The 15096-nt window shown below is 36.2% G+C and carries 12 protein-coding genes; 7 read left to right on the top strand and 5 right to left on the bottom strand.

Annotated features, from left to right (window positions below; translation table 11 throughout):
* Positions 1–158 precede the first annotated feature (158 nt).
* Positions 159–1436, bottom strand: a complete 1278-nt coding sequence (locus tag ACY0M5_RS06520) for an ROK family protein (RefSeq protein ID WP_461631189.1) — start codon at positions 1434–1436, stop codon at positions 159–161.
* A 286-nt stretch (positions 1437–1722) separates the two neighbouring features.
* On the opposite strand from ACY0M5_RS06520, the gene ACY0M5_RS06515 reads away from it, so the two are divergent.
* Positions 1723–3183, top strand: coding sequence for an aminoacyl-histidine dipeptidase (locus ACY0M5_RS06515; RefSeq protein ID WP_461631188.1), 1461 nt, complete (start codon positions 1723–1725; stop codon positions 3181–3183).
* Between the two features lie 194 nt (positions 3184–3377).
* Here the strand turns inward: ACY0M5_RS06515 and ACY0M5_RS06510 are convergent, their stop codons facing one another.
* Genes ACY0M5_RS06510 through ACY0M5_RS06500 form a run of 3 tightly spaced genes read right to left on the bottom strand, consistent with a single transcriptional unit; the run spans position 3378 to position 6471 of the window.
* Positions 3378–3833: a DUF2062 domain-containing protein gene (locus ACY0M5_RS06510; protein WP_461631187.1), complete on the bottom strand. Its 456-nt coding sequence runs from the start codon at positions 3831–3833 to the stop codon at positions 3378–3380.
* A gap of 58 nt (positions 3834–3891) precedes the next feature.
* Positions 3892–5010, bottom strand: coding sequence for an alanine racemase (locus ACY0M5_RS06505; protein WP_461631186.1), 1119 nt, complete (start codon positions 5008–5010; stop codon positions 3892–3894).
* 39 nt (positions 5011–5049) lie between these two features.
* Complete coding sequence (locus ACY0M5_RS06500) at positions 5050–6471, bottom strand: nicotinate phosphoribosyltransferase (protein WP_461631185.1); 1422 nt, start codon at positions 6469–6471, stop codon at positions 5050–5052.
* Between the two features lie 178 nt (positions 6472–6649).
* On the opposite strand from ACY0M5_RS06500, the gene ACY0M5_RS06495 reads away from it, so the two are divergent.
* The 4 genes from ACY0M5_RS06495 (at position 6650) to ACY0M5_RS06480 (ending at position 11457) form a co-directional block, all read left to right on the top strand.
* The gene (locus ACY0M5_RS06495; RefSeq protein WP_124993132.1) at positions 6650–8077 is read left to right on the top strand and encodes an MFS transporter; all 1428 of its coding nucleotides are present in this window, start codon (positions 6650–6652) and stop codon (positions 8075–8077) included.
* Between the two features lie 150 nt (positions 8078–8227).
* A complete protein-coding gene (locus tag ACY0M5_RS06490; protein ID WP_461631184.1) occupies positions 8228–9772 on the top strand; it encodes an MFS transporter in 1545 nt (514 codons plus the stop codon).
* A gap of 346 nt (positions 9773–10118) precedes the next feature.
* On the top strand, positions 10119–10499 hold the full coding sequence (locus ACY0M5_RS06485) for an ISAon1 family transposase N-terminal region protein (RefSeq protein WP_156197417.1): 381 nt from the start codon (positions 10119–10121) through the stop codon (positions 10497–10499).
* Entirely contained in the window at positions 10474–11457 is a 984-nt protein-coding gene (locus ACY0M5_RS06480) for an ISAon1 family transposase (RefSeq protein ID WP_461631183.1), read from the top strand. The genes ACY0M5_RS06485 and ACY0M5_RS06480 overlap by 26 nt, the downstream gene beginning before the upstream one ends.
* A 670-nt stretch (positions 11458–12127) precedes the next feature.
* Here the strand turns inward: ACY0M5_RS06480 and ACY0M5_RS06475 are convergent.
* Positions 12128–13108, bottom strand: a complete 981-nt coding sequence (locus ACY0M5_RS06475) for a DUF4097 family beta strand repeat-containing protein (protein WP_461631182.1) — start codon at positions 13106–13108, stop codon at positions 12128–12130.
* A gap of 189 nt (positions 13109–13297) precedes the next feature.
* Here ACY0M5_RS06475 and ACY0M5_RS06470 point away from each other — a divergent pair, with 189 nt between their 5' ends.
* Positions 13298–13969, top strand: a complete 672-nt coding sequence (locus ACY0M5_RS06470; RefSeq protein WP_461631181.1) for a ferredoxin--NADP reductase — start codon at positions 13298–13300, stop codon at positions 13967–13969.
* Positions 13970–14037: 68 nt separating this feature from the next.
* Positions 14038–15081 (top strand): dual-specificity RNA methyltransferase RlmN, encoded by a 1044-nt coding sequence (gene rlmN, locus ACY0M5_RS06465; protein WP_461631180.1) that lies wholly within the window; start codon positions 14038–14040, stop codon positions 15079–15081.
* The last annotated feature ends 15 nt before the right edge of the window (positions 15082–15096 follow it).

Raw genomic sequence — 15096 nt, 5'->3', positions numbered from 1 at the left:
CCACCTGCCGTGCATCACTACTACTACAATGTTCCAATGGTTTTTAGAAAAGGCAGATGGTCACCATACTTTATGAAAATTGCTCCCCGTAAGAACACTACTTCTACACAAATCTTCAACGCAAGTTGAAAACAACAGGGAGACAATTCTCTTCTTAACTAATCACTAACTATTTTCTTCATAACGTTTGCCATAGTTCCCATAAGAGCGGCATCATCCAGCAAATCTGAATTTACCAGCTCAGTCTCCGAACTAATTTTATCCATAGCATATTTATTCATCCACATGCTTACCGGACTAATTATATATTTTCCTGCCTGAGCCAATCTTCCTCCAATAATTATCATTTCAGGATTCAGCAAATGAATCAAAGTCACCAAACCTTTCCCCAGATATTCACACATCTTGTTCAATTGGTCAATAGCAAACTGATCACCAGCTAAAATTGCATCAACAACTGCTCTTAAATCAATCTTTTTCCCCTCATCCTTATATTTGGCTAAAAAACTTTCCTGACCTTTCTCAATTCCTTCTTTTATCTGCCGCACCAAAATCTTCCCTGATGTCAGCGTTTCCAGACAACCAATTTTCCCGCAATTACAAAGTGTCCCCTCCGGATCGATTAAAATATGACCAAACTCACCGGCAAATCCATTTTTACCACTATGCAATTCACCATTCAAAATCATTCCTAAACCAATACCATTACTTAAATTCAAGCACAACACATTCTTTTTATCTTTGGCCTTTCCAAAAGCTTTCTCGCCTAATGCCATGGTACGGGCATCATTGTCGAGCAAAATTGGAAATTCCAGTTTCCGGTTCAGGTAAGTCCTTAAACCTTCTTCTGCAAATGACAAATGCGTATGGGTCAATCCTTTTTCAGCATCAACCAAACCAGGAATTGAAATTCCTACAGCCAATACCTTTTCCCGCTCAATACTTATTGTTTCAAGAGCAACATTAATTTTTCCAATCAATGCCTGACAATACTCACTGCTATTTTCCAACTCAAATTCTTTAAACTCTTCGCGGTATATCAACTGATTATTCAAGTCGAAAACAGCTAAATTGAGTGTATGCAGATTAATATCAACACCAACTACATATTGATATTCAGGATTCATACAATATAAATTTGGACGTCTTCCTCCAATTGATTCTCCAATTCCATTTTCAAGAATCACCCCAAAACCCAAAAGATCTTCAACAAGCGAAGCAACCAAAGGCTGACTCATTTTTGCCGTTTTCACGATTTCTGCAATTGAAGCAACTCCATTGTAATACAAATGGGATATTATTTTACGATACTGGTTCTGCTTCCTCTTTTTAGCATTAACAGTACCTGCCAGTGTTTTTTCGTATAGAAATTCTAATTCCAATTTAATCTCGCTTTTAATCATTTTTTTCAAAGGATAAATATATATAGTTTTCACAAAGAACCAACATCTTTTAAAAAATATTATAAAAGATGTTGGTTCTTTAAAATGGAATTATTAATAAGTCCCTAGTAAATACTAGGCCTTATTAAGGCCCAAAGCGGACAAAAAAATAATTATCGCTTTATAAAGAACCATTATATCCCGGCATTAATTTTACTGTATTCTTAAAAATCCTTAATTCACAATCACTTTTCCCGATTCTCTTTTCGGCTTTACTAAAAAATACTACCTTTAGTGCTCTTGAATAATTAACACTAAAATTTAACGGAGGAATATACTAATGAGCAAAGAAATTTTAAGCCTTGAACCTAAGGCTATTTGGGAAAACTTTTATTCATTAACTCAAATACCACGCCCATCGAAGCACGAAAATGCAATTCAGGATTTCATGATGAAATTCGGACAGGATTTGGGATTGGAAACTATCAAAGATGCTGTTGGAAACATCATCATTAAAAAACCAGCTACACTAGGTTTTGAAAATCGTAAAGGAGTTGTATTACAGGGTCACCTGGATATGGTGCCTCAAAAAAATGCTGACACCGTTCACGATTTTGAAAAAGATCCTATCGAAACACTTATTGATGGAGATTGGGTAACTGCAAAAGGAACAACTCTAGGTGCTGATAACGGAATGGGAGTTGCTGCAGCAATGGCTGTTCTTCAAGCTACGGATATTGAGCATGGTCCTGTTGAGGCTTTATTCACTGCCGACGAAGAAACTGGTATGACTGGTGCTTTTGGTCTACAAAATGATGTTTTAGATGGTGATATCCTTCTAAATATGGATTCGGAAGATGAAGGCGAATTGTATGTTGGTTGTGCCGGTGGTATCGATGCCAATATTACTTTCAAATACAAAGAAGACAAACTTGAAAAAGGATATGTTGGCTACAAGCTATACATGAAAGGCTTAAAAGGCGGTCATTCAGGAATGGAGATCATTTTGGGCCGTGGAAACTCAAACAAATTGTTATTCCGATTTTTAAAAGCAGCAACTAAAAAATACAAATTAAGAATGTCTTCTGTTGACGGAGGATCTTTGCGTAATGCGATTCCACGTGAGTCGTTTGCAATTGTTGCCGTTCCTGAAAGATATACTGAGAAATTCCTTGCCGGAGTTGCAGAATACGAAGCTATTTATAAATCGGAATTATCAGCTGTAGAACCAGATTTAGCATTTTTTGCTGAACCAACCGATGCCCCAAAGCACGTATTCAAAAACAAGAGCCAGAAAAATTTAATCAACGCCATTTACGCATGTCCAAACGGTGTAATCCGCATGAGCGATGCTATGCCGGGATTGGTTGAAACATCAACTAACCTTGCACGTGTGGTAAGTGAAGATGGTGTTGTTACCATTCAAGCTTTATTGCGTTCATCTGTAAACTCTGCAAAAGAAGATTTAGGACAAGCAATTGTTTCAACTTTTGTATTGGCTGGCGGTAAAGTAAAATTAGAAGGTGAATATCCGGGATGGAAACCAAACATGGATTCTCCAATCTTGAAAACCATGCAGGAAGTATACAATAAAAAATACGGGAAAGTTCCTGAAATCAAAGCGATTCACGCTGGTTTGGAATGTGGTTTATTAGGAGCTGTTTACCCACATTGGGATATGATTTCTTTCGGACCAACGATCCGTTTCCCTCACTCTCCGGATGAGAAAGTTAAAATTGATACAGTTACTAAATTCTGGGATTTCTTAGTTGAAACTTTGAAAAACATTCCAGTTAAATAATATTATCAAATACCGATATGGAAGGAACGTACAATTGTGCGTTCCTTTTTTTTATAGCATAAGAATTTAACCACAAAGTAAACTCGAAGGATACCCACTAAGCTACACAAAGAAAAAAGAGTTGAATCTTTCATTTTGCAGAGAAAGTACCAACAGGCGAAAGGGTGTATCACAAAAAACCCCATCGTTTTCTTTTAAACTTTCCGATATCTTCCTAAAATCAGAAAAATCACCAAATAGAAAATTACACCAATCATTATTGCAAACACCAACGAACCCAAGGCAAATTGCAGGTAATTTTCACCCAGATTCCTTAAATCCATCAAATCGGGCACTTCCTTCTGGAATTCACCATGCAAAACAAGCGCTCCGGTCTGATAACCAGCAATTACAATTAAAGGAATTAATGGAGGTATACTACTGATATTCACGGTTATTAAAGCCAGCACTTTGTTTAATTTCAGAAACAAAGCTAAACTTATTGCAAGTACCGTTTGAAATCCCCAAGCCGGAGAAAAGGCAAGAAATATTCCCAACGTCAATGATAATGCTATTGTCGCATTGGAAGTATCGGTACAAGCAATCTCTGTAACAATGGATTTCTTTATTTTGTCTAAATTGAATCGCCGCAACACCTTCTGATAATTCATCTTCTTCATCTTTCAGCAGCAAACAAATCATACTGGTAATTGTTCACCAATTACTTTTTTACTGCTTACTGTTCATTGTTTCAATCCATTCCCCCTCTGTAGTCATGAATCGGCCCATTAAGTTAGCTGTCATACACGAATGAACCGGCAAAATTCCAATTAAATCACCAATTACGAATTCATCGAATAACTCATCACTGCAGCGGATAATTCCATGTTCCTGAGACAGGCTTGCTAAATACCCTCCGCCTATAATTTCACTCCATCCATTTTTGGTAATGCGAACAATACTCCCAAAAAGCTTTGTTCCCTCGTCATCTGCTTCCAAATATTCTTTAGAAAAATGAACACCTCCACCATGAATCACCAATTCATTACGATCAATATTTCTGGCAATTACCGGACAGGCCATCGCCACAGCTATTTGATCCTCATCGCACGATCCCAACACATATTGCATAATGTCGTAAAAGACAAAATTCCCCGGACGAATTTCATCAATCCCATAAAATTCATCACTAATACTGCAGGCTGGTGTATCCCCTAAGGATACTTCAAGACCAGGAATTTCTTTTCGAAAAACATCCTTTAATTCATTTAAATCCAGTAATGTTTTACTATGGTTCTTGTGTATTTCCTTCTGATCTGAAGCCTGATAATTATGCCCTGTATGAGCCAAAAAACCCTTGCAATTTAGCTTATCAGATTCCTTCATCAAATCCACCAACAAACGAATTGACCCAGTTGCTTCAGCAGGAATACCAGAGCGTTGATAACCTGTATCTACCTTAATAAATACCTCTACCCTGTGTTTTAATTCTGATTGCAAAAACAATATAGCTTCCTGCGATTCAACAACCAAATTCAGTTGAATTTTCGAAGCCAATTCGTTAATCAAATCAATTTCACGCACATTTACCGCAATAGCAACAGTAATGTCTTTCCATCCGTTATTGGCAAAATATTCCGCCATTTGCATGGATGAAACAGCAATGGCCTCCACTCCTCTTTCTTTGAACCTCTCACCAATCTCTGCCGATTGATGTGTTTTAAAATGAGGCCGCAAACGCGTATTTGAACGCTTTGCCTTGGCCTGCATTGTTTCAATATTGGCAATGCATTTTGCTTTGTCAAGCAAAAGAGTAGGACGAATTATTTTGGAATCTAAATTTTGCATCGAAATTAATTTTAAATGGTACTCAATCAAAAAACAGTGCTACTCTCTTATTTTTGATCGTAAATCCATTAAAATATGATCTCTCACACTTAGTATATTTTCAGAAAAACCGACTTTATAAATGTGTGGACTAATAAATCGTTTATGTCCATCCGGCAACTGAGCAAAGCGTTTCCTTACATAGGCATTTATTTCAACAGGAGATTGATTTTCAATTAATATCTCTCCATTTTCCATCACCTTACTCATCAGCTCTTCACACTTATAATCCGTAACGTAAGTATGCTTATGACTATGAAAAGGATGAAACAGACGATTCGTCGATTCTTCATTCTCTAATAAAATACCATCCCGAAAAAACATTCCATCCTCATCAAAATAACGAATCACCTTTTTCTTTCCAGGCATGGTGATTTTTTCAATATTCTCAGATATTTTCAATCTTGGAATTCCGTTGTTCTGAACCAATTTATAAACCCCATCTAAAGCTCCGGCATCTTTTCCTGTAACCAATTCAGTGCCAATTCCATATCCATCAATTTGTGCTCCCTGATCGTTCAAACTTTTAATTACATACTCATTTAACTGGTTTGATGCGATGATTTTCACATATTCTAAACCAGACTCATTCAACATTTTTCGGGCCTTTTTACTTAAATATGCTAAATCGCCGCTATCCAAACGAATGCCAATCATTTTGTATCCTTTTGCTTCTAATTCCTTTGCAACAATTATTGCATTAGGAACACCCGATTTAAGTGTATTGTAAGTATCAACCAGCAAAACAGTACTATCCGGATTGATTTCAGCATAACGACGAAATGCTTCCAGCTCGTAATCAAAACTCTGAATCCAGGCATGAGCCTGTGTTCCCGTAAGCGGAATTTCGTAATTAAATGCACTGTAAACATTCGATGTTGTATTTGCTCCTCCTATCACAGCCGCACGGCTGGCATGTATTCCACCCAAGCCCTGAGCCCTTCGCAATCCAAAATCAGCAAAATCCTTATCACCAATTACATTTCTTATCCGACAAGCTTTTGTCGCAATTAACGACTGGAAATTCAGATAATTCAGAAGTAAGGTCTCAATTAACTGAGCTTCGATTATATTTCCTTCGACCCTTACCAAAGGTTCATTTGGGAATACAATTTCCCCTTCTTTCATACTGTAAACAGTGGCAGTAAATTTAAAATCCTTTAAATACTCCAGAAACTCATCTTTCAATCCTGTTTTCTTCAGAAATTCAATATTTTCTTTACTGTAACTAAAGTTTTTTAATATTTGAAGCAGGTCCTGCAATCCTGCAAAAATAAGGTAACCACCTTCGTACGGATTAGTTCTGTAATAGTAATCAAAGACGGTTTGTTCATTTTCTTTACTACTTAAAAAATATCCCTGAGCCATGGTCAGCTCATAATAATCTGTATACAACCCGGTATTTTCTGTTAATGTGTCCATTGGATTAACTTAAATAAAAATCTTGCTAAAGATAAGTAATATATGCTACTATGCCCAGAAATCTGGAATCGATATGTTTAGATAAAACATGATATCTGCTTTTTGTTTCTTTAAGGATTAATCTTACTTTAGCACCCCTTAAACAATTACTCAACATTAACAGATAAAATAAAAGAATATGACTGAAGCACTAAGACTGACTCTTCGAGATTCGAAAGCAGCACGATGGGGAGCATTGGGGATAATTTCTATCACGATGTTTGCAGGTTATTTTTTAACCGATGTAATGTCTCCTTTAAAACCAATGCTGGAATCCGAGTTTGCATGGTCAAGTACAAACTACGGAATATTCACCAGTGCATATGGCTGGTTAAATGTATTTTTTGGAATGCTTATTTTCGGGGGTATTATCCTTGATAAAATGGGGGTTCGCTTTACCGGAATTATGTCATCCGGAATTATGGTTTTAGGAGCCGGCATTAAGTATTGGGCTATCACTAATCCAACCTTAGTTACTGACACAACTTTTGGTATCCATACTCATGTGTTTATGGCTGCTGTAGGATTTGCCATTTTCGGTGTTGGTGTAGAAATTGCAGGAATTACTGTTTCTAAAATCATTGTAAAATGGTTCAAAGGAAACGAAATGGCTCTGGCTATGGGAATGCAAATGGCTGTTGCCCGATTGGGAACTATGCTGGCAATTGCAGCTCCGGTTCCATTGGCTACGTATTTTTCAAGTGTACACACCCAAGTTGTAAACGGTGAACTAGTTGAAAAAATGGGACCAAGCGTTTCCGCACCTATTGCTTTTGCATTTATATTGCTGGTTATTGGATTCATCACTTTCTTTATCTATGTATCGATGGATAAAAAACTGGATGCATCACTTGCTGAGTCGAACGGAACTGATAGCGAAGAGCCATTTAAATTCAGCGACATAGGTCGCATTGTGACCAACAAAGGCTTTTGGTTAATTGCTGTTTTGTGTGTATTGTTCTACTCTTCAGTTTTTCCATTCATTAAATATGCATCCGATTTAATGGTGAACAAGTATGGTTTAGACCAAAATCTTGCAGGTATTATACCAAGTTTACTGCCATTAGGAACACTATTCCTAACACCTCTGTTTGGGGGGGTTTACGATAAAAAAGGCAAAGGAGCTACCATGATGATCATTGGAGCCGTCTTAATATTATTAGTACATTCTGTATTCTCATTACCAATATTAAATTACTGGTTTGTTGCAGTTGTTTTGGTAATTATTTTAGGAATCGCATTGTCTTTAGTACCTTCTGCTATGTGGCCTTCAGTTCCAAAAATCATTCCTGAAAATCAATTGGGAACCGCTTTTTCATTGATCTTTTGGATTCAAAACTGGGGATTAATGGGAATTCCATTATTAATTGGATATGTATTGGATCAATCGAATCCAGAAGTTGCATTAGCAAAAGCTAACGGCACAGCAGTACCATTATACGATTACACAAACCCAATGCTTATTTTTGCAGGACTAGGCTTACTGGCAATCATAGTTGGTATGTTATTAAAAATGGAAGATAAGAAAAAAGGTTACGGCTTAGAATTACCGAATATTCAAAAATAGCCTAAATGGTAAATATCATATAAAAAAGCTGTCCTTCGGGACGGCTTTTTTCATATAAGTCCCAATATAGTTTCTGATTTGTTTTTTTATTCATTTATCTTAATTTAGTAACCTCTTAAACCTGAGTTTAATTTAAAAAATACAACGAAAATGACAGAAACATTAAAAAGAACGTTGCGCGACTCATCTGCAATGCGTTGGGCAATGTTGATCCTTCTCTCGGGACTAACTTTTAGTACCTACTGGTTTCAGGATTTCTTTTCCGGCTTAAAAGGGCTGATGGAATCGGAAATGGGATTTTCCAGTGAAGAATTTGGTCGGATTCTTGCTCTAACCACCATTGCCAATATGTTTGGTATGATTATCATTGGAGGTATCATGCTCGACAAATGGGGAATTCGAGTTGCAGGTATTGTATTCGGTGGTCTTGCAGTTCTGGGAGGATCTATTTCCGCTTTAGCTGCTTCCGGATTTTTCGGAACTGAACACGGCACCATGTTAAACATGATCATCGTAGGTCGGGTTCTATTTGGATCCGGACTTGAAGTTGTTTGTGTTGTAGCAACCAGAACCATCGTAAAATGGTTTAAAGGTTACGATCTTGCCTTGGCGATGGCTATCAATATGGGATTTGGCCGATTGGGTAGTGCGATGGGTACTGCACTTTCATTAGATATTGGAGGAGGACATGTTTCTCCTGCTGTTACTTTTGCAGCCTCGCTTATTGGCTTAGCCCTTATCATGTTCCTGATTTATACCGTATTTGATATCAAGTTGGATAAACAAGAAAAAACGATAAGTGATAATAGCGGTGAAGTCTGTGATCCTGAAGAAGATTTTAAATTCTCTGATTTAATTGCATTAATCAAGAACAAATCGTTTTTATACATTGCTCTTCTTTGTGTAACTTTTTATGCTGCCATTTTTCCATTCATGCAATATGCTCCCGATTTATTGATTAATAAATTTGGATTCACTCAGTCCCTTCCTCAGGCAGGAGAAGTTATTTTATGGGGAAGCAAAGCAATTGGAGCCTCAAGTATTTATCTTGTTTTCTTCCTATTTGCAATTCTTTTTGCTGTTGTGCCTAATAACTTTGAAAATAAACAAACCAGATTTTTGTTTAAAACCGGCGCGTTGATTGCTTTCTGTTTCTATCTGTTTGTAATGAAAGATATTCTAGCAATTTGGTTAGGAAATGGAGCAAAAACAGCGAGTTTAATTCCTCTTGGAACAATTATATTCACTCCTATTTTCGGTAATTATGTAGATAAAAAAGGAAAAGCAGCATCCTTAATGATTCTTGGATCGTTACTTCTGATTTTTGCTCATATCTCTCTATCGATACTAGATAATGTGTATATAGCTTATTTGGGACTATTAAGTCTGGGAGTTGCATTCTCTTTAGTACCTGCTGCCATGTGGCCTTCGGTTGCTAAAATTGTTGCAGAAAACAGATTAGGAACTGCTTACGCTACCATGTTTACCCTTCAAAACTGGGGATTATTCTTATTCTTTTGGGGAATCGGAGCACTGCTTGATTTTGTAAATCAAGGAATACCTGAAGGACAACCTAAAGATTATACAATCCCGATTTTGGTATTGGTAGGCTGTGGTGTAATTTCCATTTTCTTATCATTCTTACTTAAAAAGGCTGACAGAAAACAAAACTATGGTTTGGAATTACCCAGCTAAACTGGTGATTTTATAAAACCACTTACATATTAAAAGCCGTCCTTTGGACGGTTTTTTTTAGTATCCTCTTAGGTGATCTATCTAATCGGGACAGGCTAATCCAGTAATCATGATAACAACTTTTTTTGTAATGTGATTTTCAGTACGGTTTACACAAGTGACAAATAAGGGTATTAGCGGTTTGAAAACTTAAAATAGGATTCTGTCAGAACTGTAACCTGAACCCCCGTTGGTTTTTATAGGGGACAATACACCTTTACCATTTTGTGATATATAATGAGGGATCAATTCAAAAAGTAGGTGGATCAAAAGGAATAATTTAATTTTGTTGTCTAAAATTTAGACGATGGATTCAACAAAAGATCACTACACCCTCTTACTTCAAGCAATTTTACCAGAAGAGATATTTTCCTATTTTGAGATCACTCAAGTTATTATTGATGAAAATCGATTGGATGTTCATCTGGATGAATTACATCAATTCCCAGAAGAATTTTCATCAGAAAAGCTGACTTCAAAAGGTTTTCAGTCAGCAGTGGTGATTCAAGATTACCCTATTCGGGAACGCATGGTTTACCTGCATGTTCGCAAAAGGAAGTGGCTCGTTTGTTCTACGGGTCAGATTGTAAGCAGAGATTGGGATTTGATAGCAAAGGGAGCTCGATATACAAAAGGGTTCGCTTCTTTTTTAAAAGAATTATTTGGACAAATACCCGATCAGCAGTAAAAGCCTTGAAAAACATTATCATATCAATGGGAATCAATTTTCTCAGCAATACAAAGAACACTTAAGTGATTTTAATCAATGGGATCAGAAATCTCATGCTCACAAGTGGATGGTTTTTCCTGAAAATATTGGTACTAAGCTAAGTATTGATGAAACAGCCTTAACCAATGGAGAGCTTTATACAATAATTACCAATAAGGCAGCAAAAGGCCGAAAAGGAGCATTGGTTGCCATGATTCAAGGGACTCAATCTGAAAATATCATCTCCATCTTAAAGAAGACTCCTAAGAGTATTAGAGGTTTAGTCGAAGAAGTAACTCTGGATATGGCGGGAAGCATGAATAAAATCGTACAAAGCAGTTTTCCCAAAGCAAGCAGGGTAATTGATCGTTTTCATGTTCAGAAATTGGCTTATGACGGTTTACAGCAAATGCGGATAGCTCATCGTTGGGATGCTCTAAATGAAGAATCTAAAGCGATCAGAGAAGCTAATTACAGGGAAGAGAAATATCAGCCGGCCGTATTTGATAATGGGGATTCTAAAAAGCAACTTTTGGCAAGAAGCAGGTATTTACTTTTTAAATCTGCAAACAATTGGACAAGAAGTCAGAAAAAACGTGCAAAAATTTTATTTGCCCAATATCCTGATATGAAAGAAGCATACATGTTAACTCATAACCTGAGATTGATATTTACACAAACCAAAGAAAAGGGTATTGCTTATACAAAATTAGCTCATTGGTTTAGAAAGGTTGAAGAGACTGGATTTAAATCATTCAGAAGTATTAAAAACACTATCCAAGATCATTATCAAGGTATTTTAAACTACTTTGATAATCGCAGTACGAATGCTTCGGCGGAATCTTTCAATGCAAAACTGAAAGCATTCAGGGCATCACTTAGAGGGGTGAGAGATATTAACTTCTTCCTTTTTAGGGTAGCTAAAATATATGCATAAAAAAACTTACTCCACCTTATATTTGAATTGATCCATAATGAGTACGCAACTTTTTCCAAGTAAAGAAAGGATGCCCAAATTTGAACATCCTTTGTTACCCCTTATATTTTGGAGCCTTTAGAATTGTTGTCTAGAATTACCACATTGCATCCAACAATTACCAACTAAAAATGTCCGGGAGTTTCCCCTATAGATATTCCCAAACCTCTGTTAGACAATTATTGGCATCATTGTCTAACAATAAAATCTTGAACCGAATATAAACACGCTAACTGTTTATTACCTGGAAAAGCTATATTTAATCAAAAGTTAAATTTAATTTTTTTCCCATTTTCTAAAATGTTACGAAACAACAAATACGCAACATAATGGTTTTGCAACCTAATTGAAGTCTTAAGAGTAAATAATATGCCGTAACTAATTGAATGTTACGGCATATTAAAGAAAACCAATTAATTATGCTATTAAAACCAAAATCCCGGGACACCACTCCCAATATTTGGGAAATCATTTAACAAATGATTTCGAATATATAATTACAATCCACAGGCCAAAATACATACAATTCTGTCTTTCAAATAATTACATGCAATGTGAAAATATTTACACCTTTAAAAGTGTACGTATACATCACACACGATGTACGTTTTCGAACAGGCCTAACAACTACTTATTTAAAAGTTTGATTTCCAGAGCTTGTTTTTCCATGAACCCATATTTCACCACGCTTGAGATACAGGTTATCATCTCCTTTACGGTTACCCGCCCTAAGCGATCCTGAAGATGCTGAAAGATCAAAACTCAACTGCTCAAAATCATTTAACAAGTTCATGCTAACATCTCCCGAGGTGGCTTTAAAATAGGATTCTCCCAACAAAACCAATCCTTGTCCTCTCAAATTACCAGAACTACTGGTTAAATTTAGAATTGTTTTTGAATTAAGAATCCCAACATTTCCCGAAGAAGAAATACTTTTAATTTGCCCTTCCACTTTATCAAACTCCTGATTTCCGGACGAAGTTCGGGAAGAAATATTTCCAATCACATTTACCATTTCTATATCGCCTGAGGTTGCTTTACATTTTACATTTCCTGCCACTTTATTATATTCATGATTCCCCGAACTTGATTGTGAGTTTAGATCCCCTTTGATTTCGTACAAACTAATCTCTCCTGAACTTGTTATCACCTCAAGATCAGAGATTATATTTTTCACATTCACATCGCCCGAAGAAGCGTGTATTTTGGTGTAATCCGAAGAAATATTCTCACAATAAACATCCCCTGAAGAATTTTTCACGTCAATCTCCATTTGTGTTGGGACTAAAAATTGTAATGATGCATCAATATTTCCCCAAGACGTTCTTGGCGATTCTATCCATACTCTCAAAGTGCTCCCTTCCAACCGGTGATTGATTTTATAAGAACTCCCATTTCTGGATACACCTTTAATAATCCCCACAAATTTTACATCCTCACGATTTTCACCCAACAAGGTAACATCACAAAATCTTCCTTCTACAACTATTTTTTTCACACCATCATAATTTGCCTTTTCATCGGCAAATACCGTTTGAGAAAAGGAATTAAGAGAAAACAGGAACAAAACTAGAAGCAATAGATTCCTTTTAATTAAATTTTGAGTTTTCATTTTATACAGGTTTTAAAAATTGAATTAGTAAATTAATAATCAAGAACAGATTCTCAGTCTATTCCTCATGTATTATGAGACGCTTAACCTGCAATAGAAGTTACAAAAAGGAAAGAAATTTGATTTGATCGCAATTTAGAATCTTTATAAATAATTTATTATCTTTGCACCATTAAAATGAAATAATATATGGAATCAATAACAGAACAAAAAAACAAACTTTCAACCACCATAGTAATTGAGAATAAAGCAATAGCTCCAGGAGTGTTTGTTTTAAAATATAAAAAAGTAAAGAGTTTTACTGCCGGACAGTACATTGGATTAACCACAGATTTAAGCGTAACACCACGATTGTACACCATAGCCAGTGGTGAAAACGACGCTGAAGTTCAGGTGTTATACAATTTGAAGGATGATGGCTGGTTAACACCAAGACTTAGTGAAATTAAACCTGGATCAGAACTTTATGTGACAAATCCTGACGGAGATTTTATTGATGATGAATCGCCGGCGTGGTGGATTGCATCGGGAACAGGAATTGCACCTTATGCTGCCATGTTTCGCTCAGGTTTGCTTAAGAATAAAACCCTTATTCATGGAGGCAGATATCATCATTCTTTCTATTTTGAAAAAGAATTTATTCCTGTTTTAAAAGAGAATTACATTCGTTGCTGCTCACAAGATGAAGCTGAGGGTTTGTATCATGGAAGATTAACACGATATTTGCAGGATGTAAAGGAACTACCGGAAAATTGCCGCTTCTTTTTATGCGGCAGTCCTGAAATGGTAGTTGAAGTTCGCGACCTTTTGATTAAACGTGGAGTTGAATACGAAAGAATTGTAGCTGAAATTTACTTTTAATGCAATTAATTTACATGAAAACAGACTGGATAAAAATCGCTGTTTATCTGTAATTATAAAATAGAATAATGGCCAAAGATACCCTTTTAGGAAAAACACTTGAAGAACTGATTCAAATTGTTACTGAATTAAATCTTCCCAAATTTACAGCTAAGCAAATTGCCGACTGGTTGTACAAAAAAGACATTACCAGTATTGAAGAAATGTCTAACCTTTCGTTGAAAGCAAGAACTGCTTTGCTGGAAAATTACGATCTTGGTATTACTGCATCAACCAAAGTACAGGTTTCGGTTGATGGAACAAAAAAATACCTTTACCCGACTGCTCATCCTCACAAATTCATAGAAACCGCTTACATTCCGGATCAGAAACGAAATACACTTTGTGTTTCTTCTCAGGTTGGCTGTAAAATGGGTTGTTTGTTTTGCATGACCGGTAAACAAGGTTTTCAGGGACAATTATCAAGCGGCGAAATTATCAATCAAATAAGAAGTTTGCCCGAAAGAGAAAATCTAAGCAATATTGTTTACATGGGAATGGGAGAACCATTGGATAATGTTCCTGAACTCATGAAATCTCTGGAGATTCTAACCTCGGATTATGGAATGGCTATGAGCCCAAGAAGGATCACCGTATCTACAATTGGGATAATTCCTGGAATGATTGAATTTCTTAACCATAGCGAATGTCATTTGGCTGTTAGTCTGCATACTCCTTTAGAAGATGAAAGAAAAAGATTGATGCCGGTTCAAAATGTATATCCAATAAAGGATGTATTGAAAATAATTCGTGATTTTGATTTTGGTCTTCAGCGCAGAATTTCTTTCGAATACATCATGTTTAAAGGAATTAACGATACGCCCCGTCATGTAAAAGAGCTTTGCAGGATTTTGGATGGGATTAAATGCAGAATCAATTTGATTCGTTTTCACCCAATTCCAGATACTCCACTTGACGGATCTGATGAGGCAACGATGGAAGATTTTAAAGAGCAGCTAACGAAAAAAGGAATTACCACAACGATCAGAAGATCGAGAGGACTTGATATTTTTGCTGCCTGCGGTTTGCTTTCTACAAAAGAACTGGTGAAAAGACAAGAAGAAGATTTCTAAAAAAAATCCTGCTTA

Origin of the sequence: Labilibaculum euxinicum (assembly GCF_963678175.1) — a bacterium.
Taxonomy (GTDB): domain Bacteria; phylum Bacteroidota; class Bacteroidia; order Bacteroidales; family Marinifilaceae; genus Labilibaculum; species Labilibaculum euxinus.
The sequence above is the reverse complement of the archived record's forward strand: the minus strand, read 5'-3'. Positions and strand labels throughout refer to the sequence as shown.

Excerpts from the sequence above, each read along its gene's own strand:
- ACY0M5_RS06515 (WP_461631188.1), top strand. The coding sequence starts at position 1,723 with ATGAGCAAAGAAATTTTAAGCCTTGAACCTAAGGCTATTTGGGAAAAC.
- ACY0M5_RS06510 (WP_461631187.1), bottom strand. The coding sequence starts at position 3,833 with ATGAATTATCAGAAGGTGTTGCGGCGATTCAATTTAGACAAAATAAAG.
- ACY0M5_RS06505 (WP_461631186.1), bottom strand. The coding sequence starts at position 5,010 with ATGCAAAATTTAGATTCCAAAATAATTCGTCCTACTCTTTTGCTTGAC.
- ACY0M5_RS06500 (WP_461631185.1), bottom strand. The coding sequence starts at position 6,471 with ATGGACACATTAACAGAAAATACCGGGTTGTATACAGATTATTATGAG.
- ACY0M5_RS06495 (WP_124993132.1), top strand. The coding sequence starts at position 6,650 with ATGACTGAAGCACTAAGACTGACTCTTCGAGATTCGAAAGCAGCACGA.
- ACY0M5_RS06490 (WP_461631184.1), top strand. The coding sequence starts at position 8,228 with ATGACAGAAACATTAAAAAGAACGTTGCGCGACTCATCTGCAATGCGT.
- ACY0M5_RS06485 (WP_156197417.1), top strand. The coding sequence starts at position 10,119 with ATGGATTCAACAAAAGATCACTACACCCTCTTACTTCAAGCAATTTTA.
- ACY0M5_RS06475 (WP_461631182.1), bottom strand. The coding sequence starts at position 13,108 with ATGAAAACTCAAAATTTAATTAAAAGGAATCTATTGCTTCTAGTTTTG.
- ACY0M5_RS06470 (WP_461631181.1), top strand. The coding sequence starts at position 13,298 with ATGGAATCAATAACAGAACAAAAAAACAAACTTTCAACCACCATAGTA.
- rlmN (WP_461631180.1), top strand. The coding sequence starts at position 14,038 with ATGGCCAAAGATACCCTTTTAGGAAAAACACTTGAAGAACTGATTCAA.